Below are 24293 nucleotides of genomic sequence, written 5' to 3' on the forward strand. Positions count from 1 at the left end.
ATGCATTCCCTATTGCGGAACATAAAACTTGCCGCTATTGGAACATGACTATTAAACTCCAGTTTTAGGTTATCGGAAAATGTCTTTTGGAAATCGTCGTCTGATCGGTGGAGTAAGCCTGCTAGCCGTTTCAGTTTTGCTCTCATCCCGCGCCTTTTCTCAGGATGCGCAAGAGGCAGGCGACGCCACCGTTCTCAAACCTATCGTCGTTACCGGTGAGAAGGTTTCACGCGATCTGAAGAGCACGGCGTCTTCAGTATCGATCAAGACCAGCCGCGAAATCGACAAGGAAAAGACCGGCGACGCGACGGTATCGGAAACGATTGCCGATGTTCCGAACGTGGTGTTTTCCGACACGGTCAGCGCACCGATCATTCGCGGCCAGGACACGCAGGGGCCGAACACCGGCGCCACGGCCTTCTTTGCCGGAACGGTGCCCCGCGCCACCATCAATGTCGATGGGCACTATCTGGGATATAACGAATTCATCTACGGCGCGACGTCCATATGGGATGTCGACAGCATCGAGGTTTTCCGCGGGCCGCAAACGACCTCGCAGGGCGCCAACGCGATTGCCGGTGCAATCATCGTCAATACCAAGGACCCGACCTTCACCCCCGAGGGCGCCTATCAGGCCGAGATCGGCAGCTATAAGACGAGGCGTGCATCGGTTGCCGTTTCCGGGCCTCTGGTTGAAGATCAACTGGCCGCCCGCGTTGCCCTCGACTATTCCGGACGCGACACATTCATCGACTACATCAACAAGGGATTTTACCACAAGGGTACGGACCAGAATTTCCGGGAGTTCAATGGTCGCGTGAAGCTTCTGTGGGAACCGCCTGAAATCCCCGGTCTGACCGCGAAACTGACCTATTCGTTCAACGCGTCGAACCGGCCGAGCCAGGAAGCGGCTTCAAAGCCGTTTGACGAGCTGCAGCATGTCACCAACACGATGCCGTCCTGGAAGCAGCGGACGAACACCGCGATTTTCGATCTCAGCTATGAGCTCGACAACGGCGTAAAGCTATACAATCAGACGCAGTTTTCGGCATCGATCGCCGACCGGACGACAGGGCTCGTCAACAATGGCGACGCGAATATCGATCAGAAAAATGTGTCCGAAGAGATCCGCGCTACATTCGGCGACAAGGACGATACCCTGAGCGGCGTCGTCGGCATCTACTATGCCAACAATCATGCCGACGAGATTCTCTACCTCAGCGGCACGTCGAAATTCGACGATCGCAAGCAGAATCTGGGAATATATAGCGAGCTGGCATACCGGATGACCGATAAATGGACATTGACCGGTGGCCTGCGATATGAGCGCGATGTCATCGAAAGATATGGCACGTCCGTTTATGCGCCGACGCCCGTTTCCTATGATCAAACCTTCAATGCAGTTCTTCCGAAGGTGTCACTTGCCTATGCATTGACGGATGACTGGACCGTCGGAGCATTGGTCAGCCGTGGATATAATCCCGGCGGCGTTTCGCTCAATATCGCCGCGAAGAAGTGGATGAAGTTCGAAGACGAGAACATCTGGAATTACGAGCTGTTCACGCGCGCCAACCTGCTCGACGACAAGCTAACCCTGACATCCAACGTGTTCTACATGGACATGAAGAATGCGCAGTACAATATCCCAGTCGTCATCGCGTCGGGAATATCGCAGTCCTACACCATCAACGCGGAGGCTGCGCACGCCTATGGCCTGGAAGTCGGAGCTGACTATCAGGTGTTGGACAATCTTATGCTCCGGGCGAGCGCCGGCATATTGCGCACGGAAATCGACCGTATCTCCAGCAATGTCAGCTATGAAGGCAATGAATTCGCCAAGTCGCCGGGCTATATGTTCACCCTCGGCGCAAGCTGGGATGTGACCGAAAAGTTCAACATTTCCGGCCAGCTGCGGCATCTTGACGGCTATTATTCGGACACTGCCAACACCGCCGCCTACAGCGTCAAACCCTATACCATCGCGGATGTGCGGGCGAGCTATCAGCTTCGCAAGGAGTTCGAGGTCTATGCCTACGTCAAGAATATTTTCGACGAACGCTCCCCGACCTACATGCAGCAGAACCGCGGCATCGGCGGCATCGAGGCAAGCATGACGACGCCTCGCATGTTCGGCGTTGGCGTGAAGGGGATCTTCTAAAACTGAAATATCGGTTGGCAGATCAGCGCTGGTGATCTGCCAATCATCACTACGCAAAGCGCTGAGGCATTCGTTGCTTCAGCGCTTTCTTTTTTGAAATCTGGAACTGGCTGCGCGACTTGGTCGTGAGCTATATGCAGATCGGCTCGTCAGGCCTACGAAGCCTTACACGGAGACGTTGTCCTGCTCCTGAATTAGCGCGATTCTCGGTCGATATCCCGCCGAAGCACGACAGCCGTCGTGATGTCCTCGACGGTTTCGTGGCTGGCGATCAAGTCGCGGACCTGATTGAGGTCGTTGATCGATGCTGCCTCCAGCTCGACGACCAGGTCGAGTTGACCGCTCACCGAAGAAACGCGCTTCACCTCTGTGTGTCTTGCAAGCAGATCAAGCAGATGGAGCGCCGGCGTGCGCTTGAGGCTGACGAGAAGGATCGCTCTTATAACATTGGCGTCGATCTCGCCGATGTCGGCGCGATAGCCTCGGATGACGCCGCTGCGCTCGAGGTTGGTGACGCGTTCGCTCGTTGCGCTTCTCGACAGTCCGATCCGCCCGGCCAGGGCTTTAACCGCGATGCGTGCTTCCCTCGACAGGATTTCGAGTATTTCCCGATCTTTGGCGTCAAGGTCACGCATGGTCTTCTCGCTTTGAGGCCGGACATCTGTCGGCTTATTCCGACAGTGTGCCGGTTCGATCCGACAGGATACTTGCTTGATCCGGCAGGATACTTGATGCCTGAAAACCGATTGCGTGCCAAGCTATCGGAAAGAAAAATAGCTTGGAAAAACAACAACTATGACTGATCTCTCCCATCCGGCTCCTCAACTGTCCGCAGGCGATGCCGAGAGGCTTGCCAAGGAAATATTCGGCGTCCCGGCAAAGGCCTCGCCACTCGACAGCGAGCGTGACCGCAACTATCGACTGAAAACCGACACCGACGCCGGCTGGATCCTGAAGATCGTCAACTCCAGCGAGCCGAGGGTTGAAAGCGAGTTTCAGACCGCTCTTCTCAATCATCTTGCGAGTGCCGATTCGGAGCTCGTGGTTCCGCATCTGAAGCCCAGTCTGTCCGGCGACTTTCTGGCCTCCACGACGGCCCCGAATGGCGAAGTGCACGCCTTGCGTCTGGTCGGCTGGCTGGCCGGGACGCCGCTTGCCGAGGTCGGCAGGACCTTCGATCTGATGCGCAGCCTCGGCCGTTCGCTCGGGGAACTTGATCGGGCGCTGCAGGGCTTCATTCATCCAGGCGCCCTGCGCGAACTGGATTGGGATCTGCGTCATGCGGCGCGCGCACGGTCTCGCCTGCATTTTGTCCGCGACGCCGAGAAGAGCGCGCTTCTTGAGCGCTTCATCGAGCGTTTCGAAACTCTCGTGGAGCCCAAGCTTTCGCGGTTGCGCGCACAGGTCATCCACAATGATGCCAATGACTGGAATGTGCTGGTCGACGAGCACAACCATCAGAGAATTTCGGGTGTTATCGATTTCGGCGATGCCGTCCACACCGTTCTCATAGCAGAAGTGGCCATTGCCTGCGCCTATTCGATCCTTGACATGGAGGATCCGATCAGTGCGGCCGCGGCTCTCGCTGCCGGCTTCCACGAGAAATATCCGCTGCAAGCCGAAGAAATTGACATCCTCTTCGACCTCATCGCCATGCGTCTGGTGACGAGCGTCACCTTCTCCGCTTCCCGTCACGACCAGACCGACGACAATCCCTATCTGGCGATCAGCGAGGCGCCTGCCTGGCGTCTGCTTGAGAAGATGGATGCCATGAATCCGCGATTTGCCACGGCCGTTCTGCGCAAGGCATGCGGTTTCGATGCGGTCGACGGAGCCGGCGCGATCCGTCGCTGGATTTCCGACAACGGCAAGAGCTTTGCCGGTATCGTCCGTCCGGCGGCCGCCACAATGAGCAAGGCGATCGTACCCTATGGCGACGCGTCGCATGTGATGACCGTGGCCTCGGCCGAGCAGCGCCCCGAGGAAGCGACCCAATGGTGGACTGATTATGCCGAGCAGCACAAGATAGAACTCGGCGTTGGTTCCTGGGGTGAGAAAAGAACCGTCTATACGGACAAGGCCTTTGTATCGCGCTTCATCGAGGGCCAGCGCCGCATCCATCATCTCGGCGTCGACCTGTTCATGCCGGCCGGGACGCCTCTCTATGCGCCGGTGGCCGGCACCGTGAGGAGTGTCGAGATCGAGCACGAGCCGCTTGGTTATGGCGGCCTTATCTCGCTCGAGCATGCTCCCGAAGGCTGCCCGCCCTTTGTCACGCTTTGGGGGCACATGGCCCATGAGGCACTTGGTCGGCTGAAGCCCGGACAACGCCTGGAAGCCGGTGATCTTGTCGGTTATATGGGCGATATTCATGAGAACGGCGGCTGGACTCCTCATCTGCACTTCCAGATTTCGACTGACACCGCGCTGACGGCGACGGAGATCCTGGGCGTCGGTGAATCCGCCTATCTCGACGTCTGGGCCGAGCTTTTCCCGGACGCGTCGGCTCTTGCCGGTCTGCCGCCCGAAACTTTCTCTCAGGATGGTCGCACGAGAGAGGAATTGATCGCCAAGCGCAAGGAATTGCTGCTGCCCAATCTTTCCATCTCCTATTCCGAGCCGATCAAGTTTGTTCGTGGCGATGGTGTCTGGCTGATCGACAATTACGGCAGGGCCTATCTCGATTGCTTCAACAATGTCTGCCATCTCGGACACGCGCATCCCGACGTCGTCGAGGCGCTGTCTCGTCAGGCGGGGCTGCTCAATACCAACACGCGCTACCTGCACGACAATATCGTCGAATATGCCGAGCGGCTGACCGCGACATTGCCTGAGGGCCTGTCGGTTGCATCCTTTGCCTGCTCGGGAAGCGAGGCAAACAGCTTGATGCTTCGCATGGCGCGCAATCACACCGGACGCAACGACGCGATCGTCGTCGACTGGGCCTATCACGGCACGACGCAGGAGCTGATCGATCTCAGCCCCTACAAGTACAAGCGCAAGGGCGGCAAAGGGCGTCCGGATCATGTCCACGAGGCCATCATCCCGGATAGCTATCGCGCCCCGGAAGAATGGCCAGCGGAGGAACATGGCAAGCGTTTTGCCGAAAGCGTTGCCGAACAGATCGAAAGCATGCGCAAGAAGGGGCGGGCTCCCGCATTCTTCATGGCTGAATCGATCCCGAGCGTCGCCGGCCAGGTCTTCTTTCCGGATGGGTATCTGAAAGAAGTCTATGCCATGGTCCGTGCGGCGGGCGGTCTCTGCCTTGCCGACGAAGTGCAGGTCGGCTTCGGCCGCGTCGGCAGCCATTGGTGGGCTTTCGAAACCCAGGGCGTGGTTCCGGACGTTGTGTCCATGGGCAAGCCGATCGGAAACGGCCACCCGATGTCCGCGATCGTCACGACACGGGAGCTTGCAGACAGCTTCAACAACGGCATGGAGTATTTCAACACCTTTGCCGGCAATCCCGTGTCCTGCGCCGTGGGGTTGGCGGTTCTTGATGTGATCGAGCGAGACAAGCTGCGCGAGAATGCCTTCAATGTCGGCAACTACCTGCTCGATGGTTTCCGCAAGATGCAGGCGCGGTTCGACATTATCGGCGATGTGCGTGGCCTTGGCCTCTTCCTCGGGATCGAACTGGTCACCGACCGCAAGACCAAAGCGCCCGCGACGGACCTTGCCCGGAAGATCAATGACGGTGCGAGAGCACGCGGTATTCTGATGGGAACCGAAGGGCCACACGACAACGTCCTGAAGATGCGCCCGTCCATGATCTTTGACCGGGCAAATGCCGATCATCTGCTCGATGTCCTGGGTGCGAGCTTCGAGGCCGCATTGAAGTAGTTCATAGCGCATCGGCAGGCCGCTGAAAGGGCCGCACTCCCGCTCCAGAAATGGTCGGGGGTGCGGCCTTTTGCGTTTCAATCGGCATATGCGCGCGATTTTCGACAATCGTTGCAGCCAATGCGATCGGTCTCATCAACGCCCGCAGCGATATGATTCTTACCCCGGTCTCCGTCTTCGTGCTGCAGGTGCTGGCACGGGGAAAATCGTCGGGCGACATAATGTCGGTCAATTCCGGCAATGTGTCAGGTACGCTGACACCTTGCTTGGTGCTTGCCCAAAATGGCTATGCAAAACTCTGGCGGTGAAGGTTGCTGGGAAACCGACAAAACGAAACAAAATACCAACAGAGGAAACTGACGTGTTCAAGCACAAGCTTACAAATCTGATCGCTGCGGCCGCCGTTGCGATCACGGCAACATTTTCCCTAACGCATGCTCGCGCTGACGAGCTGGCGACCCTGAAGGACTCGGGCGAACTGCGCGTCGCCATGAGCGGCCAGTATCCTCCGTTCAGTTTCACGAACGATCAGAACCAGGTCGTCGGCTTCGATGCCTCGATCGGCGAGGCTATCGCCGAGCGCATGGGCCTCAAGGCCAAGATCATCACGACGCCCTTTGACGGGATCATCGCAGGCCTCCTGGCGAAGAAGTACGATGCTGTCGTCGCGTCGATGACCATCACGCCGGAGCGCGAAAAGGCCGTGGACTTCGTCGGCCCTTACTATCACGCCGGCAGAGCGATCGTGGTGAAGGCCGACTCCTCCATCCAGAAGCTGGAAGACCTCAACGGCAAGATCGTTGGTGTTACGCTCGGAGACGCGCATGAAAAGTGGGCAAAAGCTCAGGGCAACCTGACTGTTCGCTCCTACAAGGGCCTTCCCGAAATGCTGGTCGATCTTGAGGCCGGGCGCATCAATGCTCTCGTGATGGACAGCGTTCCAGTCATGGTGGCCGTCAAGGAGACCGGACAGAAGGTCCGCATTCTCGATACGCCGAACATCGAAGGCGGTCGCGTCGCCCTCGGCATTGCGATCCGGAAGAACAATCCGGAGCTGAAGGCAAAGATGCAGAAGGTTCTCGAAGAGATGCTCGCCGACGGCGCCTATGAAAAGATCTCGATGAAATGGATCGGTAGCGATATTCGCTAACTGGCATTTCGGTGTGGGTCGGATATGTCTCCGGCCCATTCACTATGACTTTTCGGAGCGTTTCTATGGATTTGGCGCTAATGCAGCGCGTCCTCCCGTTTTTTCTGGAGGCCGCGTGGGTGACATTGAGTATTTCCGTCCTCGCTATCCTGCTTGGCTTCTGCATCGCAGTTATCCTGGTAGCGGGTCGGCTGTCGGATTTCTTCGTCGCTCGATGGTTTTCGCGGGCTTATGTTAGTGTGTTTCGGGGTACGCCCTGTCTCGTGCAACTGTTCGTCCTCTACTTCGGCGGACCACAAATCGGACTGGAGCTTGAGCCTTATTCGGCCGGGGTCATCGGTCTTGCCCTCAACATCGGCGCCTACATGGCAGAGTCCATTCGCGGTGCCATCATCAATGTCGATCGTGGTCAGGCCGAAGCTGCACGTTCGATCGGTTTCGGTCGCGCCCAGACCTTGTGGCTGGTGACACTGCCGCAGGCGGCACGTCTGATGATAAGGCCGCTCGGCGTGAATGCTGTTGCATTGATCAAAGGCTCGGCCCTGGTCTCCACGATCTCAGTCATCGAACTTACCTACACCGCTCAGCGCTTTATCAGCTCGACCTACAAGCCCTTCGAAATCTTTACCGTGTCCGCCGCGATTTACATCGTAATGGTCTACGCGGTTCGCTTCCTTGTCGATCGCCTTGATCTGCATTTCGCGCCAAGGTGAGGATGCCCATATGCAAAATCTCGATTTTAGCGTCGTAACGCCCTATTTCGGTCTTCTGATGACCGGTCTCTGGTGGACGCTTATCATGTTCGTCTGTTCGAGCGTCGTCAGCCTTGTGTTCGGCATTGCTTTCGCCCTCATCGTCCTCTACGCGCCTCCGATAACGGCCTTTCCCATACGGTTCCTCACCTGGCTTTTCATGGGGACGCCGCTGCTGCTGCAATTGTACCTGATCTATTATGGGCTCGTGCAGATCGGCATCGATATTCCGGCAGTTGGCGCCGGCATCATCGGCCTCAGCCTGCATTTCGCCGTCTACAACGCCGATGTCTTCCGCGCCGGCATTCTGTCGGTCGATCCCGGACAGATGGAAGGCGCGCGCTCCATCGGCCTCAGTCGCGGTCAGGCGCAGCGTTACATCATCGTGCCGCAGGCGCTCCGCAAGACAATAGCGCCGATCGGAAACAATCTGATCGTGCTTCTCAAGGACACCTCGCTCGTATCCATCATTGGTATCGCCGAACTTGTTTATAGCGCCCAGATCGCCATCAGCGAAACCTATACGCCCTTCGAATTTTATCTAACCATTGCAGGTATTTACTACGTGGCAAACCTCGTCCTCGAAGCCGGACTGCAATTTCTTGAAAACAAGGTGGAGATGTCACGATGAGCGCCGCAAAGCCCATGGTCGAAGTCAAGGGGGCCCGCAAGGCATATGGGGCGCTCGAAGTGCTCAAGGGGATCGATCTGTCGGTCTCCCGCGGGCAGATCATCGCCATCATCGGTCCGAGCGGTTCGGGCAAGAGCACGCTTCTGCGGTCGATCAATCACCTCGAAGTGCTGAACGGCGGCGAGGTCTGGCTCGATGGCGAGCTGGTCAATCGCGCGCTGAAGGGAAATGCTTTCGAACGGCACATCAATGCGGTGCGCCAGCAGATGGGCATGGTATTTCAGCATTTCAATCTGTTTCCGCACTTGACCGTCCTTGAGAACATCACGCTCGGCCCCGTCAAGCTCAAGGGGCTGACGAAGCAGGCGGCTCGTGAACTGGCGATGGAACTCCTGTCCAAGGTGGGGCTCGCCGACAAGGTCGACGCCTATCCATCGCGGCTGTCCGGCGGCCAGAAGCAGCGTGTCGCGATTGCGCGCGCGCTGGCCATGCAGCCGAAGGTGATGCTCTTCGACGAGGCGACATCGGCGCTCGATCCTGAGCTCGTCGACGAAGTCAATGCCGTCATGAAGCAGCTGGCCGCCGAGCACATGACGATGCTGATCGTCACCCACGAAATGCGTTTTGCCGGCGAAGTGGCCGATCGTATCGTCTTCATGGATGGCGGTGTGGTCGTTGAGGAAGGTGCGCCGCAGCAGATCCTGCAAAACCCTGTCCATGACCGAACCCGATCGTTCCTGAAGAAGCATCTTCATGATCGGTAGGATGCATCCGGCCTGATCGGCTTGGAAACGCATTTATATCATCCATGTCAGGATTTGTGACGATCCGCGCTCTTTTGCGGATCGTTGCCGCACGATAGTCTCCACTTCAGATTGATGATGCAATTCCAGGAAAAGTGCGCAGCGGTTTTCCGTCCGGAATTGCCTGAAACAAATGGATAGAGCGTTTTCGCGTTTCGAAGAAATGCGGACATACTCTGGGAGTGGGCATGAAAAGAGTTGTCTTGTTTTCCGGTGGGAGCGCTTGCCGTTCGATCAACATCGCTTTGTCTCGAAGCGGCGTCGAGGTCACGCGCATCGTGCCCGCTTGGGATAGCGGTGGCAGCTCCAAGGTTATTCGCGAGCAACTCGGCATCCTTTCCGTCGGTGACATCAGGCAGGCCTTGATGACGATGGCTCATGGAGAGGGATGTGCCGGCGATGTGGTGAAGATCTGCAACGCCCGAATTTCAGCAAATCTCGGTCTGGAAGATGCCCGCAACGAATTCCTGTTCTATGCCAAGGGCGGCCATCCGCTGCTTGAAAGGATGGAGCCTGGCCTCCACGGCGCAATCTTGAACTATCTCAATACATTCGCTTCGGCGGTTGGCGAGGATTTCGATTTCAGGCATGGAAGCATCGGCAATTTCATCCTGACCGGCGCGTGTCTTGCCCATAATGGCGATGTCAACACGGCGATTTTCGTGTTTCGAAAGCTGTGTGGCATCAACGGGAATGTCTGGCCGTCGTCCGTTGACCGCGATCTCGTGCTTTCAGCCACCTTGAAGGATGGCAGAACGGTCATACCGCAGGATGCCATTACGACAATGGCGAAAGCGGATGCCAAGGTCGGGATCGCCGAGGTCGAGCTTGATCGCGCGAGTGGCGACCGGCCGATGGCGAACCCCGCCGTCCTCGACGCGATAGCGCGGGCGGACCTTATCGCCTTTGGGCCAGGGAGCGTCTATACGAGCGTCATTCCGCATCTTCTCGTGAATGGGGTCATCGCGGCAGTCGAGCAGGCGCTCTGCCCCAAAGTGCTCATCGGCAATATTCTCCAGTGCCGCGAGACGATCGGCCTGACATTGGCGGGTGTATCGTCGGCGTTCGATCACCACTGGCGCCGACATGGCGCCTCTTCCGGCTTGTTTTCTCACGTTCTGGCCAACCGGGTGCTGTTTCCCTTCGAGAAAACGATCGGCGAATTCCCGTACCTGTCGGATGGACTGTCGAAGAAAGCCCAGCCGGTGTTGGTCCGCGATGAGTTCGAAGATGCCTGGAACCGCGGTCAGCACGACGGCGAGGCGGTTGCAGCCAGCTTGCTGAAGATCATGTCGGCCGGGGGTGCATCCGGGCATGCATGAGTTGATCGCCAGTATCGACGAAACTCGGCATCTTCAGGGATTCCTGACGGTTGAAGGCGTGCTTGCGCTCCGTGCCCGCGGAGTTACTGTTATTGATCCATTCTCGACTTTGGTGTCGAACCGGGCCGAGCTTGCGGCAGGCGTCTTCCTCTGGCCCAATGTCACGATCATGGTCGGGGAGGCCGGCTCGGTTTCCGTCGGATCGTCGACGGTCCTCCATAGTGGGACGCGCGTCGTGGCACAGTCAGGTTCGATCTCCATAGGATCAAACTGCGACATCGGCCAGGAGGGTGGGTTTACGTTCATCGCCGACAACGAAGGAGACGTAATCGCCGTTGGAGACAATGCGCGGCTCAATGGTGGTGGATCGATCGCAAAGGATGCGCAACTTGGGGACGGCGCCCAGGTTCTTGGGCCCATCCGTGTCCAGCAATGTCGATTGGGGGGAGGCGGTTCCTATCGTGAACTGGATCCGGACAAGCGTGGTGGGGTCTTGAAAGGCAGCGGCATCGCGAGAAACCTCGACATACCGACCGGCATGGTCGTTCAGGCCTTCGGTCTGTTCGGCGATGTGCCACTCCGACATCAGAGGGATTTTCACCCGGGCGCCAAGACCGCAAAATCCTGAGAAGCCGATCTCGCCGCCAGAGCGTCCCGCCTCTGATGGAAGCCTGCGGCGTCGTGGCTCGTCGGCGCGACTGCGGACATATCCACCGAAAACGGCCACCTCGTCCTTGCGGCTATCTTTGCAGTCGGCTTAACTGTGACAGTTTTATGACAGTTATGTGACATACAAAATACGGAACGGAGAGACTGGATGACACGCTTTTCGCCTTGCCTCATCATCATCGCGGCGCTTCTAGGCGCCCAGCCTGCCTTTGCCGAGGAGGCAGCCTTTGCCGGCGTGACACAGGACGCCTTGACGCATCGCGATCCGATTCATTGGGTGAGTGTCGAGCAGATCGAAAAGTCTCTGGAAGGCCATGCTCCTATGACGGTTGGTTTCGATATCGACGATACCGTCCTGTTTTCCAGCCCCTGCTTTTTCTACGGCCAGCAGAAATATTCGCCAGGCAGCTACGATTATCTGAAGAACGATGCATTCTGGGCCGACATCAACGCCAATTGCGACATGAATTATTCGCTGCCGAAAGAGGTCGCCGCCAAGCTGATTGCGATGCATACGAAACGCGGCGACACGATTTATTTCATCACAGGCCGGACCAAGAGCCCGGGCGAGCGGCTGACCGAGACGATCAAGCGCGATTTCAAGATGGACACGATCAATCCTGTGGTCTTCACGGCTGGCGACAGTACCAAAACCGCATTCCTGCGGGAACATGGAGTGAAGATCTACTATGGCGATGCCGATGGCGACATGCGTCAGGCCATGGAGGTTGGGGCTCGCCCGATCCGCGTGCTTCGCGCATCCAACACGACCTATAAGCCCATGCCGAAGAACGGAGCCTTCGGCGAAGAAGTGATCATCGATTCCGATCGTTGACCGGGATTGGGTCGGCCCCTGGCTCAGATCGAGCCGGGCCGGCTGTGTCACGGAGTATGAAGCGAGCGCCCAGAACGACCTTCATGTCTTGCGAACCGTCCCTGTGTTCGATGGCGTCGCAGAGAAGCTTCAAGGCATGCCGTCCGGCCTCCTGCGAAAGGCCGCTTAAGGTCGAAAGAGCAGGGTAGGTCATGGCGGGCAAAGCGTCATCGCATCCGATAAGGCTTATATCCCTGGGGATCGCGACCCCCAGGGCCGAGAGCCGTGCATGCGCCCCTTGGGCCGTCAGATCGTCGAACGCCAGGATTGCAGTCACGCCGGCCGCGACGGCTTGCTCGGCCGCCGCTTCGCCACCCTCGAAGCTCGGTTCGGATAGGGGGATGATCGAAAGGCGCATCTCCGTCCGACTGCATGCCTCGGTCGCCGCCTCCATACGCTGCTGATTGGACCAGGATTCTTTCGGGCCTGAGAGATAGGCGATGTGGCGGTGGCCGTTCTCGGCCAGGAAGCCGACAGCTTCCATCACTGCCGCCTGCGTATCGATCAGCACGCGCGGCAGACCGACCATATCGCGATTGATCAGTGTGATGGGATGGCGAGCGGCATGGGTCCTAACCTGCGCCTCGCTCAGGCGCGTCGATGCCAGAATAATCCCGTCGGTCTGCCCGGCAAGCCGCTCGAAGAGCGTGTTTTCCCGGGCACCGCTTTCGCCGGAGGAACCGAGAAACAGGCAGAGTCCGAGCGCATCGGCCTGACTCTGGATCGCCTTGATGAGCGGCGGAAAGAACGGATTGGCGATATCGGGCACGAGCAGGCCGATATTGCCTGTCCGGCCTGTCGATAGCGCGCGGGCCATATTGTTTGGCCGATAGCCGATCTCCTCGGCGATCGCGAGGATCTGTGCGACGGTCTTCGGATTAAGCAGGTCCGGCCGGCTGAACGCGCGCGACACCGTCGAGCGGGACGTATTGGCACGCTCGGCGATCTCATCCAGCGTCGGCTTTACCCTCGTCTTCGGATCCCTCTTACCAGCGATAGTCGTGCCCTCCCTCTTCGGCACTTGCGGCGGCGAGAGCCGCGATGCGGCTCGCCAGAAGAGCCTCCGCGGTCGAAACCTGTAAGGGTGCCTTGCCCGTCAATGCGTCGAGGGCGTCGTCTGCAGGGCCGATCGCGGCAGGTAGATCCGGTTCCCAAAGGCTCCGGTTGTCGGTCTCGACAAGAAGGCGGCCTTCCCCGAAGAGAATATCCATTCGCCCGCGCGTGCCGACGAGGCGCATGGCGTAATCGCCGTGCCTTGCTGCGGCCTCGGGCTGCCTCCAATCCATGTCGATCACAGCCTGCAAACCAGTCTCCAATGTCAGCAGCGCACGGCCGGCCAGAGCAAATCCCGCGTATTGCTTGGGATGGTCGGGACTTTTCCAACCACTGACGCGGCCCGAACGTGCGCCCGTCAGCCATAGGACAAGATCGATGTCGTGAACAGCGAGATCGTTCACGATACTGCCATAGAGCGCGGGGTCGAAAAACCAGGCGGGTCTTGCCGATGGCAGCAGCTTATGCGGGCCTGTAGAGGTGATGGCGACCAGATCGCCGATTTCACCACCAAGGAAAAGCTCTCGCGCTTTGCGCGTGACAGGATAGAAGCGCTTCTCCAGCATCAGGGCCACACGGTTGCGGCCATTATCAGCCTTGGCGATCCTGTCCACCTCTTCCACGGTCAAAGCCAAGGGCTTATCGGCAATGACGACAAGCCCCCGTTCCAGGCAGGCTTCGATCAGCCCGGCACGAAGTCCGGGTTCGGCGATCACGGCAGCCGCATCGACATCATGCCGCTCAAGCAGCGACGTCATGTCGGCATAGCCGGGAACGCCAAGCTTCCCGCCATAGCTGGCCCGCCGCGCCTCATCGTGATCGGCAAGAGCGACCAGCTCGACGTCCGAGCGCGTGGCAAGCGCGTCGGTCACATAGCTGATGTGGCCATGGGCGGCGCCGAGGATTGCGAGCTTCTTGATGGGCATCATGCGCCTCCGATTTCACTCATTGCGACCCGCCGGCCGGTCTCGGCGGAACGATAGATGGCGGTGATCACGCGCACTGCTTCAAGACCGTCGCGGAAAGTGATCTGCGCGAGGCGGTTGCCGAGAATGGCGTCCCTGACATCCTCCCATTGATCGACGTGGCCGCGAATGCCGATACCGACCTGGCTCCCGGCCGCGCTCTTGATCGAGGAATCCGCGGCGGTCGGCAAGGGCTGGCCGGGAAAGCTCCAGTCGACGACATCGGTGTGATTGAGTGCCACGTGCCCTTGATCGGTGAACAACATGAGAGCCGCCGGCCGGCCGGGAGGTGTCGCCGTGCTGGTAACGAGCGTGCCGCGCGCACCGTTTTCGAAGAGAAGGATTGCCTGGCAGAAATCCTCGCTGCCACCTGCGCGTCCGGCCATGTTCGTGGCCTCTGCCGTGACGCTGGCGACGGGGCCGAAGAGCCAAAGCATCAGGTCGAGCGTGTGAATGCCCTGGTTGAAGAGCGATCCGCCGCCCTGCGCATCAAGCTTACGCCATGGCTTTTCATCGTAATATGCGTCGGCGCGATGCCAGTAGACCTGACCTTCGATGGCGATAGGCCGGCCGAGTTTGCCTGCATGCAAGCGGCGATGAATGTCCTGATGTTGGGCTTCCAACCGTCGTTGGGACATGGTCGAGCAAACGAGATCAGCGGCGATGGAGCGGCGATAAAGGTCGATTGCCTCTTCGAGATCGACCGCAAGCGGCTTTTCGACAACGACATGCAAGCCCTTGTCGAGCGCGGCACGGGCGGGGACATAGTGGGAGCCGCTCGGGGTCGCAATGACAATTGCATCCAGATCGGCATCGCCGATCATGGTCGATGCGTCGTCGAAGAATTGCACATCGGGTAACGTCCCGAATGCTGCCAATTCCTCCGCAGTCCCTCCGGCCACGGCGGTCAGCACCATTCCTTCCACGGCCGCGATCGCGTCGCGATGCACCCTGCCGATCGTTCCCGGCCCAACCAATCCGACTTTGATTGCCGTCACATCTATCTCCCTTGGTGCCGACTTTGTTGCACATTTATGCAACCGCTTTCATACGGATTGCAAGAGGATTCGAACGTAGACAGCATAAAAGGCAGCGACTTCTGCGTCATCACTGTAATGCTAATCTTAAGAAGTCGATATTTGGCCTATTGACTTATGCAATCGGTTGCAAATAGCTTGAAGCAACGACACAGGGAGCACAGCAAATGCCGCTTGCATGGCACACAGATCGTCTCGCCACCCAAAGCTATTCGTCCCGCGACGAAATGGCGGAAGCGGCAAGCCGCGATTTGGCCGCGGCCTTGCGCGACCTTCTTGCTAGAAAGACGCGCGTGAGCGTCATGTTCGCGGCTGCTCCGAGCCAGCAGGATACGCTCGCGCTTTTGCGCAATGCTGCGGATATCGACTGGAGCCGGATCACGGCGTTTCACATGGATGAATATATCGGCCTGGGCATTGATCATGCAGCGCGTTTCGCCAACTGGTTGGATCGCCATCTCTTTACGCTGGTCCCGTTTGGAAAAATCCACCGTATCGAGCCCCATGGCTTTTCTTCGCCGGAGGCCTGCGCGGCCGACTATGCCGGAAGGCTTGCGGAAGAGCCGCTCGATCTCGTTTGTCTCGGCGTCGGCATGAACGGACATCTTGCCTTCAACGACCCGCCGGACGCCCGTTTCGAGGATCGGCAGAGCGTCAAGGTCGTCACGCTCGCTGAGGACTGCCGCCTCCAGCAGGTGGAGGACGAATGTTTCGCAAGTCTGGCCGATGTGCCGCAACAGGCAATTACCGTAACGATCCCCGCTCTGCTGTCGGCCGGGCGAGTGATTTCCGTCGTCCCCGGTGCGCTGAAGAAGATCGCGGTCACACGGATGCTGACTGGGCCGATCACCGAGGATTGCCCGGCCAGTATTTTACGGCGACATCCGCAAGCCGTGCTCTATCTCGATGAGGCTTCCACGCCCGACGTCTTTCGGAGAGCGGCATGATCGTCGGACGGCACGCCATATCAGGAGATATCCTTGAGCTGACCGTGAGTGACGGCCGGATTGCCGCCGTCAAGAAGCTGGAAGGCTCGAACGGTGAAGACCTTCCCTGGCTGGCGCCTGGCCTGGTTGATCTGCAGGTCAACGGATGGGGCGGTCATGACTTCAACCGTGCCGATATCGACGAAGAAACAGTTTGTGCTGTTGCAAAGGGAATGCGGGAACAGGGCGTCAGGGCCTTTCTGCCGACCGTGATCACGGCTTCTCGCGAGGCGATCTGCAACGCGCTTTCCGTTATTGCCGGTGCGCGCCGGAAGCATGCCTGGCTCGCCGGCATGATACCCGGCATCCATGTCGAGGGGCCGTTCATCTCGTCGCAGGACGGCGCGCGTGGTGCGCATCCGCGTGACCATGTCCGCGAACCCTCATGCGACGAGTTCGACCAATGGCAGCAGGCATCCGGCAATCTGGTTAAATTGGTAACGCTGTGCCCGGCTGCAGAAGGCGCGGATGCCTTCATTCGCCACGCCCGCGCAGGAGGATGCCTTGTCTCCATTGGGCACTCCGCGGCCGACACGACTGACATCGCCAGGGCTGCGCAGGCCGGTGCAGGCTTCAGCACGCATCTCGGCAACGGCATTGCCTCGACACTGCCCCGCCACCCCAATCTCCTATGGGCGCAACTGGCAAATTTGAAGTTGCAGGCGATGTTCATCGCCGATGGCCATCATCTCGATCGCGAAACGCTGACCGCGATGCTGAGAGCAAAAGGCGTGGAGCGGTCGATCCTCGTCAGCGATATGGTTGCGCTCGCCGGAATGGCGCCTGGCCGCTATCGCCAGCCCATCGGCGGTGACGTCGAGCTGTCGGCTGATGGACGCCTGTCGATGGTGGGAATGGCGACGCTTGCAGGCGCCGCGACGCCGCTTGCCGATGGCGTTGCTCTGGCAGCAAGCCTCGAAGGCTTCAGCCTCGGCGATGCGGTCACCATGGCGGCGGTCAACCCGGCGAGGGCGCTTGGTCTGGAAACGGGCTTCGTCGAGGGCGCGGCAGCCGATTTCATCGCTTTCCATTGGGTGCCGGGAGATCGTCACTTGCGTCTGTGTGCAACGGTATCGGGAGCGGACTTTGCCGCTTCGCCCAAGAAGACACCAGGGGAATAAGCATGGCACGCGTCGAAATCCGCAAACTGCATAAACATTACGGCGACTTTCATGCGTTGCGCGATCTGGAAATCACCATGGAGGATGGTGAGTTCGTCGTGCTCGTCGGACCATCGGGCTGCGGCAAGTCTACCTTGCTGCGCATGATCGCCGGATTGGAGGACGTCTCCGATGGGGAAATCCTGATCGACGGACGGGTGATCAACGAGGTCGATTCCAAGGACCGCGATATCGCGATGGTTTTCCAGAACTATGCGCTCTATCCGCACATGACCGTGCACGACAACATGGCTTTCTCTATGAAACTGCGTCGGGCTCCGGCGGATCAGATCCGCAGGGAGGTGGAGGCGGCGGCAGCCACCCTCGGCCTGAGCGATCATCTCAAGCGCTATCCGAAGCAGCTTTCCGGCGGGCAGCGCCAGCGTGTCGCCATGGGGCGTGCGATCGTGCGCAAGCCGAAAGTCTTCCTGTTCGACGAACCGCTGTCCAATCTCGATGCCAAGCTGCGCGTGAAAATGCGCTCGGAGATCAGGTCCCTGCATCGCCGCCTTGGCAATACGATGATCTATGTCACCCACGATCAGGTGGAAGCGCTGACCATGGCGGACAGGATCGTTGTCATGCAGGGTGGCGTGGTCGAACAGATCGGCTCGCCGCTGGAGCTTTACGATCGCCCGGCCAATGTCTTCGTTGCCGGCTTCATCGGCTCCCCGTCGATGAATATCCTGGCGGGTAGCATTACGGGATCCGCCTTCATTACGCAGGACGGCACCGCCATCCCGCTTCCGCAAAACTTGCCCCGACCCGCCGGAGGGTTGCTGCTCGGCATTCGTCCCGAGGCGCTGGAACTTTGCGACCCCGCCGATCCGTCCGCCGTGACGGCGACGCTTGTTTCGGTCGAGCCGACCGGCGCGGAAAGCCATGTGAGCCTGACGCTTGGCGGTGAGGAAATCGTCGCCGTCATTCGGGAGCGCCTAGCCGACAAGCCCGGTACGGCGCTGAGTTTGAAGCTCTCGGCCGCCGGCGCGCATCTGTTCGACAAGGCAACCGGCGCAAGGGTGCCGGACAATATCCAATAATAATCGACCACGAAGGTCCAATTCGTGAAGAGGAGAACTGAAATGGCATCGCACTTTCTGAAGACAGTCTCGCTCGCCGCAATGCTCGCCGGTCTTGCCTGTTCGGTACAGGCTCAGACCTTGACCCTTTGGGGCGGCTCTCCCGAGCTCGAGCCTTTTTATAATCACGTTGCGGCCGAGATGAAGGCGTCTCATCCGGATTTCGAATTGAAGGTGGAAACGATCAGCCTGCGGGAGCATGAGAAGCGGCTTGCTTTCGCGTTGCCGGCAGGCTCGGCGGCCGACATCGTCGAAATGCAGTCGGAGGCGCCGCGATATGTGCAGTCCGGGCTGCTGGCGCCTGCGCCGGAAGCAGTCACCGCTTTTGTGAAGGACCCGAAGAACTTCAGCCCGGTCTATATCGCGGCGGTTTCCGACAGCGAGCATGTCTATGGCGTGCCGCTCTATCACGGCCAATCAGCCCTCTACTACAACACGGAGAAATTCGCCAAAGCCGGGCTTTCCGGCCCGCCGAAGACGCCAGACGACTATTCGCAATATGCCGCGAAGCTGACCGAGCGCGATGCCTCGGGCAATCCTACCATCAGCGGCTGGTCGTTGCGCCTGTCCGGCGGCGGCCAGGGGATCAGCGAGAAGTTCTGGATCAATCTGCACCAGTTCGGCGGCAAGCTCGTCGAGCGGGATGGCGAGGGATGGAAGGCTGCCATTGCCAACGAGGCCGGGCGCAAAGCTCTCAAGCAGTATCTGGATCAGCTGTTCGTCGCCAAGACAGTCAGCCCGCAGATGAAGGCAGATGCCGAGGCTTTCGAGCTGGGGCAGACGGCGATGTTCATTCGCGAATCCTGGGTCATCGGCGATATCGCCAAGAAGGCGCCCAATCTGAAATACGCGACTGCGCCGCTGCCGGCGGGGTCTCTGGTCGTGCCGGCATCGCTTTTCGTGCCTGTTGATAACGACAAGAGCAAGCTTGCCTGGGAATTCGTTCAGAAGACCAACGAGCCCGAAAATCTGCAATGGCTTCTTTACAATGTCGGCTGGTTGCCTTCGCGCAGCAATGTCGATTTCTCCGCCATCATCGCCAAGAAGCCGGTTCTCGAAGCCTTCGTCGCGCCGCCGGCCGATTATACCTATTTCAGCCTGCCGCCGATTGCACCATCCAGTGAGATCCTGACCCGCTTTGCCGCTCGCCTGGAGGCCGCTTTCGCCAATCCGGCCTTGGCCAAGGATGATGCCGCCATCGATGCGGTGCTCAAGGATGCCGCTGCCGAGATCGACAACACCCTCAAGCGTGAAGGTCTTCTGGCGCAGTAGGCGCCGGCTGAGGCTGGGAAGCGAGGGGATGGGTACTCCCGCCTCCGCAAGGGAAGGATTGTTGGATGAAAAAGCGCAGGCAATTGGGATTCGTGATAAGCGCACTGGCCGTGCCGCTGACGCTCTTCGTTCTGGTCAGAGTCGTGCCCATCTTCGAGACGCTGCGGCTCAGCCTGTTCAAATGGGATATCATTTCCAAAAACAAGCCGTTCATCGGCCTGGCCAATTTTCAGGAGTTGGCCAGCGACCCCCTCTTTCTCGAGGCGTTGCGAAACACCACGATCATAGCCTTTGGCGTGCTGGCTCTGACGATTCCCTTGGCACTCGGCCTGGCGGCGCTTATCCAGCACCGCTTCGGCAGCGCGCTCGCCGGCTTCTATGAAACCAGCCTGTTCATACCGCATATCGTCTCGCTCGTTCCAGCCGCCATGGCCTGGAAATGGGTGTTCGATGCGCAGCTCGGGCCGCTGAATGCTTTTCTCGGGATCTTCGGCATCCCGGCGCAGGCGTGGCTTTTTCATCCTGTCTGGTCCATCGTCTGCATCATCGTACTCTGCTCATGGCAGGCGCTCGGATATGCCGTGCTGATATTTCTGATCGGGCTGCGCAACATCTCCACTTCGCTCTATGAGGCGGCACGACTCGACGGAGCCACCGCATGGGAGTGCTTCCGCTATATTTCCGTACCGCAATTGAGGCCGGTCACGCTTTATGTCTCAGTCGTCACCATGATCGCCGCCTTCAACATCTACGGCCAGGCCTTCGTGCTTGCCTCGGATTCGCAGGGCGCGCCGGGCAAGCTGGTGCGAGTTCTGGTGCTCGATATGCTCGAAAACAGTTTTCGCAACTATCGTGTTGGCTATGCCGCCGCCGAGGCCGTGGTCCTTCTGGCCATCGTTCTCGCCCTGACGGCCGGTCAATTCGTTTTCTTCCGCGACAAGGCGGCACGCCGATGAGCACGACACCGAGCAAGAAGAGCGGGGAACGCTATTCCCTTTCCAAATTCGCCATCGATTGCGTGCTGACTGTCTTCGGGATCTTGATGATCCTGCCGCTGATCATGCTCACGGCGAACGCTTTCAAGACGCCCGCCGAGTTGCTGGCATGGCCACCGCGCCTAATCCCGCAATCGCCGACGCTCGACAATTTTTCCTCGGTTCTGAGCGACACACCACTACTGACATGGATGGGCAATAGTCTTGCATTCGCAGCGATCTCGACGATGGCGATCGTCCTGACATCATCGATCACGGGCTATGTACTGGCGAAGTTCCGTTTTCCCGGCGTCAATCTCATCTTTGTCGGGGTGCTGGCGACCGCCATCGTTCCCTTCGAAGTCTATATGATTCCGCTCTATCTCGGCGTGAAGCAGTTGGGACTGCTGAACTCGATCGGTGGACTCCTCGCCGGCTATCTCGTGATGAGCTTCGGCATATTCCTTGTCCGGCAATATGCCTTGACGTCGATTCCCGACGAATTGCTGGAAGCCGCACGTATGGACGGCGCCGGCGAATGGTGGATTTTCTTTCGCATCGTGTTGCCGCTGATGCGCGGTCCGATCGGGACGCTGACCGTCCTTGCTTTCTTCCAGGCGTGGACCACATTCGCCTGGCCCATGATCGTCAACACGGCACGGGACAAATATGTCCTAGAGGTCGGACTGGCCCTGTTCCAGACCGGATTCACCGTCGATCTTGGACGTCTCAGTGCCGCCGCCGCTTTGTCGCTCATTCCGAGTGTCATCTTCTTCGGCGCGATGCGGCGCAATTTCGTCAAAGGTGTCGCGACGAGCGGCATGAAGGAATAGGCTGGACGAGACTTCGATTCCCCCAATTTACCAAACAGCATATGCACTGAAGAAAGGGACAGATGATGCGGCAGACTTGGCGTTGGTTCGGCCCGTCCGATCCGGTATCGATCGACGACATGCTACAGGCGGGCGTGGAAGGCGTGGTCACCGCGCTTCATCATCGCGCTCCCGGCGAGGTGTGGACGCCGGAGGATATTGCCGCCCGTCAGCGCGAACTCTCGGTCATGAGTGATGGCAGTGCGTCCGGATTGGGCTGGGATGTGGTCGAAAGCCTGCCGGTCTCGGAAGACGTCAAACGCCAGAGCGGGCCGTGGCGGGAGCATATCGACAGCTGGAAGACGAGCCTTCGCCATCTCGCCGATGCCGGGGTGCGGACGATTTGCTACAACTTCATGCCTGTCCTCGACTGGACGCGCACCGATCTCGCCTTTCGCCTGCCAAACGGTGCGACATGCATGCGTTTCGATGCGGTGGATTTCGCCGCTTTCGATCTGTTCCTGCTGCAACGCCCAGCGGCGCGGGAGGAACTTGAGCCAGAGGTCGTCGAGGCCGCGCAGCGCCGCTTTTCCGAAATGGACGACGCGCGCAAGCGCCAGCTCGTCGCCAACATCGTTTCCGGCCTGCCGGGTGCCGCGATCCATATGACCATCGACGAGGTGAAGGATCATCTCGCGCAGTATAATGGCCTGTCAGCCGAAAGGCTGAAGGCGCACCTCATCGATTTCCTGGGCGAAGTCGCACCGCTCGCGCAGGAGCTGGGCATGCTGCTCTGCTGCCATCCGGACGATCCGCCGTTTCCGCTGCTGGGGCTGCCGCGCATCATGTCCACCGAAGCCGATTACCGCGCCATGGTTGAGGCTGTCGATATTCCGGCCAATGGCATCACGCTTTGCACCGGCTCGCTTGGCGCGCGGCGCGACAACGACTTGCCGGGCATGATGGCAAGGCTCGGCGACCGCGTCCATTTCCTGCATCTGCGCAACGTTGCGCTGGAAGACAACCGGCATGGCGGTTCGTTCCACGAGGCGGCGCATCTCGAGGGTAATACCGACATGGTGGCGGTGATTGCCGCCGTGCTTGCCGAAGAGACCAGACGAAAAGGTCAGGGCCGCAAAGACTGGCAAATCCCTTTCCGTCCCGATCACGGCCAGAATATTCTCGACGATCATATCAGGCAGACGCGTCCCGGTTATCCGGCGATCGGTCGCCTCAAGGGGCTGGCGGAATTGCGCGGCATCATGACGGCCCTGTCGCATCCGATTGTTGCCGGCGGCAAGATATGAGCAGGCTGAGCGCTTCAAGCGTACCATCGTCGGGAAAGACGGCCAAATGGCCTCCCTACAGGCCGCAGGATCATGGCTCGGGCATTGTTCATCTCGGTATCGGCAATTTCGCCCGCGCTCACCTGTTGTCCTATACTGATGATGCGCTTGCAGCTGATGGCGGCGACTGGCGGGTCGTCGGCGCATCATTGCGCGGCTCGCCGCTTGCCGACCTTCTGGAGCCTCAGGACTATCGGTATACCCTTGTGGAAAGAGGTGTGGAAACGAAGGCGTCGGTCATCGGCGCCCTTCATTCCGTGGTCTCCGGGCGGGAGCGCATTCCAGATGTGCTCGCGTTGATGGCGGCGTCGGCGTGCCGCATCGTCAGCCTGACCGTGACGGAAAAAGGCTATGGCCTGACCGGCACGGGAAAGCTCGACGCGGCTCATCCGGACATCGCGCAGGATCTTGCGCAGCCGCAATCTCCGCAAGGCGTGGTGGGATTGATCGCGGCCGCCTTGGCATTGCGGCAGCAGAAAGGGCTTCCCGCCTTTACCGTCCTCAGCTGCGACAATCTTCCTCAGAACGGCCGCCGACTGAGAGAGGCTGCGCTGGAGTTTGCCGCGCTTGTGCACGATCCATCGCTCGTGCGCTTCATCGAGGCTCATGCGGCCTTCCCCTCGGGCGTTGTTGACCGTATCACGCCTGTTCCGGGCCAGGAGGTGTTCGAGCTGGCGCGGGCCGAGACGGGTTATGACGACGTGGCGGCCATCGAGACCGAGCCGTTTCGCCAGTGGATATTGGAGGACAGTTTCTCTGCCGGTCGTCCCGCATGGGAGGCGGCTGGCGCGCTCTTCGTGCCCGATATAACGGACTATGAGCGCATGAAGCTATGGATGCTGAACGGCACCCATTCGCTGATAGCCTGCACCGGCTGTCTTTATGGCAAAGCCTTCGTCAGGGATGTCATGGCCGACCCGCGCTTGAGCGAAATGGTATCACGGCATCTGCAGGCTGCCTCCATGGCGATAGGGCAACTCGGTATTGATCTCGAAACCTATGCTGAGACTTTGAAGGCACGTTTCTCCAATCCCGCGATTGCCCATGCGACGGCGCAGATTGCGATGGACGGCACGCAAAAGCTGCCGCAGCGAATAACCGCTCCCGCCTTCGCCGCGCTGAAGCGCGGAACGGATTTCGAGGCCTTCGCCTTTGCGATCGCAGTCTGGATCGCCTATGTGGAGCGCTGGGCAAAGGGTCTAGCGGCCTATGAAGTCAGCGATCCGCAACGTGCGGTCCTGCGCGAAGCGCTATCGAAGACGTCGAGCGATGTGGATCTCCTGCGGGCGGCCAGTGCTGCCTGCCCGCATGTTCTTCCAGCCGAGCTGCTCGATGGAAAGTTCGGCGCCGCCTTGCTGCGGCACATCGGGACCGTGCGAGCCTGAGCTCCATTGGAAGCTCTGGGGA

The 24293-nt window shown here is 59.4% G+C and carries 21 protein-coding genes; 17 read left to right on the plus strand and 4 right to left on the minus strand.

All coding sequences use genetic code 11. The features are described 5' to 3' along the window. The first annotated feature begins 79 nt into the window (after positions 1 to 79). A complete protein-coding gene (locus ACIQJ2_RS04030; protein ID WP_400665515.1) occupies positions 80 to 2158 on the plus strand; it encodes a TonB-dependent receptor in 2079 nt (692 codons plus the stop codon). Between the two features lie 194 nt (positions 2159 to 2352). Here ACIQJ2_RS04030 and ACIQJ2_RS04035 read toward each other — a convergent pair whose 3' ends face one another. Then, positions 2353 to 2793, minus strand: coding sequence for an Lrp/AsnC family transcriptional regulator (locus ACIQJ2_RS04035; protein ID WP_184703596.1), 441 nt, complete (start codon positions 2791 to 2793; stop codon positions 2353 to 2355). A 160-nt stretch (positions 2794 to 2953) separates the two neighbouring features. Between ACIQJ2_RS04035 and ACIQJ2_RS04040 the strand changes: the two genes are divergently transcribed. The 8 genes from ACIQJ2_RS04040 (at position 2954) to aphA (ending at position 12163) form a co-directional block, all read left to right on the plus strand. Next, a complete protein-coding gene (locus ACIQJ2_RS04040; RefSeq protein WP_400665512.1) occupies positions 2954 to 6001 on the plus strand; it encodes an aminotransferase class III-fold pyridoxal phosphate-dependent enzyme in 3048 nt (1015 codons plus the stop codon). Between the two features lie 361 nt (positions 6002 to 6362). Continuing rightward, on the plus strand, positions 6363 to 7151 hold the full coding sequence (locus ACIQJ2_RS04045) for an ABC transporter substrate-binding protein (protein ID WP_199143218.1): 789 nt from the start codon (positions 6363 to 6365) through the stop codon (positions 7149 to 7151). Positions 7152 to 7216: 65 nt separating this feature from the next. Further along, positions 7217 to 7864 (plus strand): amino acid ABC transporter permease, encoded by a 648-nt coding sequence (locus ACIQJ2_RS04050; protein WP_199143216.1) that lies wholly within the window; start codon positions 7217 to 7219, stop codon positions 7862 to 7864. 10 nt (positions 7865 to 7874) lie between these two features. Next, a complete protein-coding gene (locus tag ACIQJ2_RS04055; protein WP_184703600.1) occupies positions 7875 to 8534 on the plus strand; it encodes an amino acid ABC transporter permease in 660 nt (219 codons plus the stop codon). Further along, complete coding sequence (locus ACIQJ2_RS04060; RefSeq protein ID WP_400665509.1) at positions 8531 to 9298, plus strand: amino acid ABC transporter ATP-binding protein; 768 nt, start codon at positions 8531 to 8533, stop codon at positions 9296 to 9298. Before ACIQJ2_RS04055 ends, ACIQJ2_RS04060 begins: the two co-directional genes overlap by 4 nt. A 227-nt stretch (positions 9299 to 9525) precedes the next feature. Further along, positions 9526 to 10659, plus strand: a complete 1134-nt coding sequence (locus ACIQJ2_RS04065) for a gluconeogenesis factor YvcK family protein (protein WP_400665507.1) — start codon at positions 9526 to 9528, stop codon at positions 10657 to 10659. After that, positions 10652 to 11287 carry a hypothetical protein gene (locus tag ACIQJ2_RS04070; protein WP_400665505.1) on the plus strand — a complete coding sequence of 212 codons (636 nt, stop codon included), beginning with the start codon at positions 10652 to 10654 and terminating at the stop codon, positions 11285 to 11287. The genes ACIQJ2_RS04065 and ACIQJ2_RS04070 overlap by 8 nt, the downstream gene beginning before the upstream one ends. A 189-nt stretch (positions 11288 to 11476) precedes the next feature. Then, entirely contained in the window at positions 11477 to 12163 is a 687-nt protein-coding gene (aphA, locus tag ACIQJ2_RS04075) for an acid phosphatase AphA (protein ID WP_400665503.1), read from the plus strand. Here the strand turns inward: aphA and ACIQJ2_RS04080 are convergent. From ACIQJ2_RS04080 to ACIQJ2_RS04090, 3 genes are read right to left on the minus strand one after another with little or no spacing between them, the layout of a single operon-like run. After that, positions 12144 to 13223 (minus strand): LacI family DNA-binding transcriptional regulator, encoded by a 1080-nt coding sequence (locus ACIQJ2_RS04080; RefSeq protein ID WP_400665501.1) that lies wholly within the window; start codon positions 13221 to 13223, stop codon positions 12144 to 12146. The genes aphA and ACIQJ2_RS04080 overlap by 20 nt on opposite strands. Further along, positions 13189 to 14181: a Gfo/Idh/MocA family protein gene (locus tag ACIQJ2_RS04085; protein ID WP_400746445.1), complete on the minus strand. Its 993-nt coding sequence runs from the start codon at positions 14179 to 14181 to the stop codon at positions 13189 to 13191. The genes ACIQJ2_RS04080 and ACIQJ2_RS04085 overlap by 35 nt, the downstream gene beginning before the upstream one ends. Further along, positions 14181 to 15218, minus strand: a complete 1038-nt coding sequence (locus tag ACIQJ2_RS04090) for a Gfo/Idh/MocA family protein (protein WP_400665497.1) — start codon at positions 15216 to 15218, stop codon at positions 14181 to 14183. The genes ACIQJ2_RS04085 and ACIQJ2_RS04090 overlap by 1 nt, the downstream gene beginning before the upstream one ends. 206 nt (positions 15219 to 15424) lie before the next feature. Between ACIQJ2_RS04090 and ACIQJ2_RS04095 the strand changes: the two genes are divergently transcribed. The 8 genes from ACIQJ2_RS04095 (at position 15425) to ACIQJ2_RS04130 (ending at position 24271) form a co-directional block, all read left to right on the plus strand. After that, on the plus strand, positions 15425 to 16204 hold the full coding sequence (locus tag ACIQJ2_RS04095; RefSeq protein ID WP_400665495.1) for a 6-phosphogluconolactonase: 780 nt from the start codon (positions 15425 to 15427) through the stop codon (positions 16202 to 16204). Continuing rightward, positions 16201 to 17364: an N-acetylglucosamine-6-phosphate deacetylase gene (locus tag ACIQJ2_RS04100; RefSeq protein WP_400665493.1), complete on the plus strand. Its 1164-nt coding sequence runs from the start codon at positions 16201 to 16203 to the stop codon at positions 17362 to 17364. The genes ACIQJ2_RS04095 and ACIQJ2_RS04100 overlap by 4 nt, the downstream gene beginning before the upstream one ends. Positions 17365 to 17366: 2 nt before the next feature. Beyond that, positions 17367 to 18443, plus strand: a complete 1077-nt coding sequence (locus tag ACIQJ2_RS04105; RefSeq protein WP_400665491.1) for an ABC transporter ATP-binding protein — start codon at positions 17367 to 17369, stop codon at positions 18441 to 18443. Positions 18444 to 18485: 42 nt separating this feature from the next. Further along, positions 18486 to 19754: an extracellular solute-binding protein gene (locus ACIQJ2_RS04110; RefSeq protein WP_400665489.1), complete on the plus strand. Its 1269-nt coding sequence runs from the start codon at positions 18486 to 18488 to the stop codon at positions 19752 to 19754. Positions 19755 to 19819: 65 nt separating this feature from the next. Continuing rightward, complete coding sequence (locus ACIQJ2_RS04115) at positions 19820 to 20710, plus strand: carbohydrate ABC transporter permease (RefSeq protein ID WP_400665487.1); 891 nt, start codon at positions 19820 to 19822, stop codon at positions 20708 to 20710. Next, the gene (locus ACIQJ2_RS04120; RefSeq protein WP_400665485.1) at positions 20707 to 21561 is read left to right on the plus strand and encodes a carbohydrate ABC transporter permease; all 855 of its coding nucleotides are present in this window, start codon (positions 20707 to 20709) and stop codon (positions 21559 to 21561) included. Before ACIQJ2_RS04115 ends, ACIQJ2_RS04120 begins: the two co-directional genes overlap by 4 nt. Positions 21562 to 21626: 65 nt before the next feature. Then, entirely contained in the window at positions 21627 to 22847 is a 1221-nt protein-coding gene (uxuA, locus tag ACIQJ2_RS04125) for a mannonate dehydratase (protein ID WP_400666799.1), read from the plus strand. After that, positions 22844 to 24271, plus strand: a complete 1428-nt coding sequence (locus ACIQJ2_RS04130; RefSeq protein ID WP_400665483.1) for a mannitol dehydrogenase family protein — start codon at positions 22844 to 22846, stop codon at positions 24269 to 24271. The genes uxuA and ACIQJ2_RS04130 overlap by 4 nt, the downstream gene beginning before the upstream one ends. Positions 24272 to 24293 lie beyond the last annotated feature (22 nt).

This window comes from Rhizobium sp. NPDC092011 (assembly GCF_044756305.1).
GTDB lineage: Bacteria > Pseudomonadota > Alphaproteobacteria > Rhizobiales > Rhizobiaceae > Rhizobium.

What these genes read in the sequence shown, in the direction of transcription:
- ACIQJ2_RS04050 (WP_199143216.1), top strand. Translation starts at nt 7,217, where the DNA reads ATGGATTTGGCGCTAATGCAGCGCGTCCTCCCGTTTTTTCTGGAGGCC.
- ACIQJ2_RS04030 (WP_400665515.1), top strand. Translation starts at nt 80, where the DNA reads ATGTCTTTTGGAAATCGTCGTCTGATCGGTGGAGTAAGCCTGCTAGCC.
- ACIQJ2_RS04115 (WP_400665487.1), top strand. Translation starts at nt 19,820, where the DNA reads ATGAAAAAGCGCAGGCAATTGGGATTCGTGATAAGCGCACTGGCCGTG.
- ACIQJ2_RS04060 (WP_400665509.1), top strand. Translation starts at nt 8,531, where the DNA reads ATGAGCGCCGCAAAGCCCATGGTCGAAGTCAAGGGGGCCCGCAAGGCA.
- ACIQJ2_RS04035 (WP_184703596.1), bottom strand. Translation starts at nt 2,793, where the DNA reads ATGCGTGACCTTGACGCCAAAGATCGGGAAATACTCGAAATCCTGTCG.
- uxuA (WP_400666799.1), top strand. Translation starts at nt 21,627, where the DNA reads ATGCGGCAGACTTGGCGTTGGTTCGGCCCGTCCGATCCGGTATCGATC.
- aphA (WP_400665503.1), top strand. Translation starts at nt 11,477, where the DNA reads ATGACACGCTTTTCGCCTTGCCTCATCATCATCGCGGCGCTTCTAGGC.
- ACIQJ2_RS04110 (WP_400665489.1), top strand. Translation starts at nt 18,486, where the DNA reads ATGGCATCGCACTTTCTGAAGACAGTCTCGCTCGCCGCAATGCTCGCC.
- ACIQJ2_RS04055 (WP_184703600.1), top strand. Translation starts at nt 7,875, where the DNA reads ATGCAAAATCTCGATTTTAGCGTCGTAACGCCCTATTTCGGTCTTCTG.
- ACIQJ2_RS04100 (WP_400665493.1), top strand. Translation starts at nt 16,201, where the DNA reads ATGATCGTCGGACGGCACGCCATATCAGGAGATATCCTTGAGCTGACC.
- ACIQJ2_RS04085 (WP_400746445.1), bottom strand. Translation starts at nt 14,181, where the DNA reads ATGCCCATCAAGAAGCTCGCAATCCTCGGCGCCGCCCATGGCCACATC.
- ACIQJ2_RS04040 (WP_400665512.1), top strand. Translation starts at nt 2,954, where the DNA reads ATGACTGATCTCTCCCATCCGGCTCCTCAACTGTCCGCAGGCGATGCC.
- ACIQJ2_RS04130 (WP_400665483.1), top strand. Translation starts at nt 22,844, where the DNA reads ATGAGCAGGCTGAGCGCTTCAAGCGTACCATCGTCGGGAAAGACGGCC.
- ACIQJ2_RS04095 (WP_400665495.1), top strand. Translation starts at nt 15,425, where the DNA reads ATGCCGCTTGCATGGCACACAGATCGTCTCGCCACCCAAAGCTATTCG.
- ACIQJ2_RS04070 (WP_400665505.1), top strand. Translation starts at nt 10,652, where the DNA reads ATGCATGAGTTGATCGCCAGTATCGACGAAACTCGGCATCTTCAGGGA.
- ACIQJ2_RS04065 (WP_400665507.1), top strand. Translation starts at nt 9,526, where the DNA reads ATGAAAAGAGTTGTCTTGTTTTCCGGTGGGAGCGCTTGCCGTTCGATC.
- ACIQJ2_RS04105 (WP_400665491.1), top strand. Translation starts at nt 17,367, where the DNA reads ATGGCACGCGTCGAAATCCGCAAACTGCATAAACATTACGGCGACTTT.
- ACIQJ2_RS04120 (WP_400665485.1), top strand. Translation starts at nt 20,707, where the DNA reads ATGAGCACGACACCGAGCAAGAAGAGCGGGGAACGCTATTCCCTTTCC.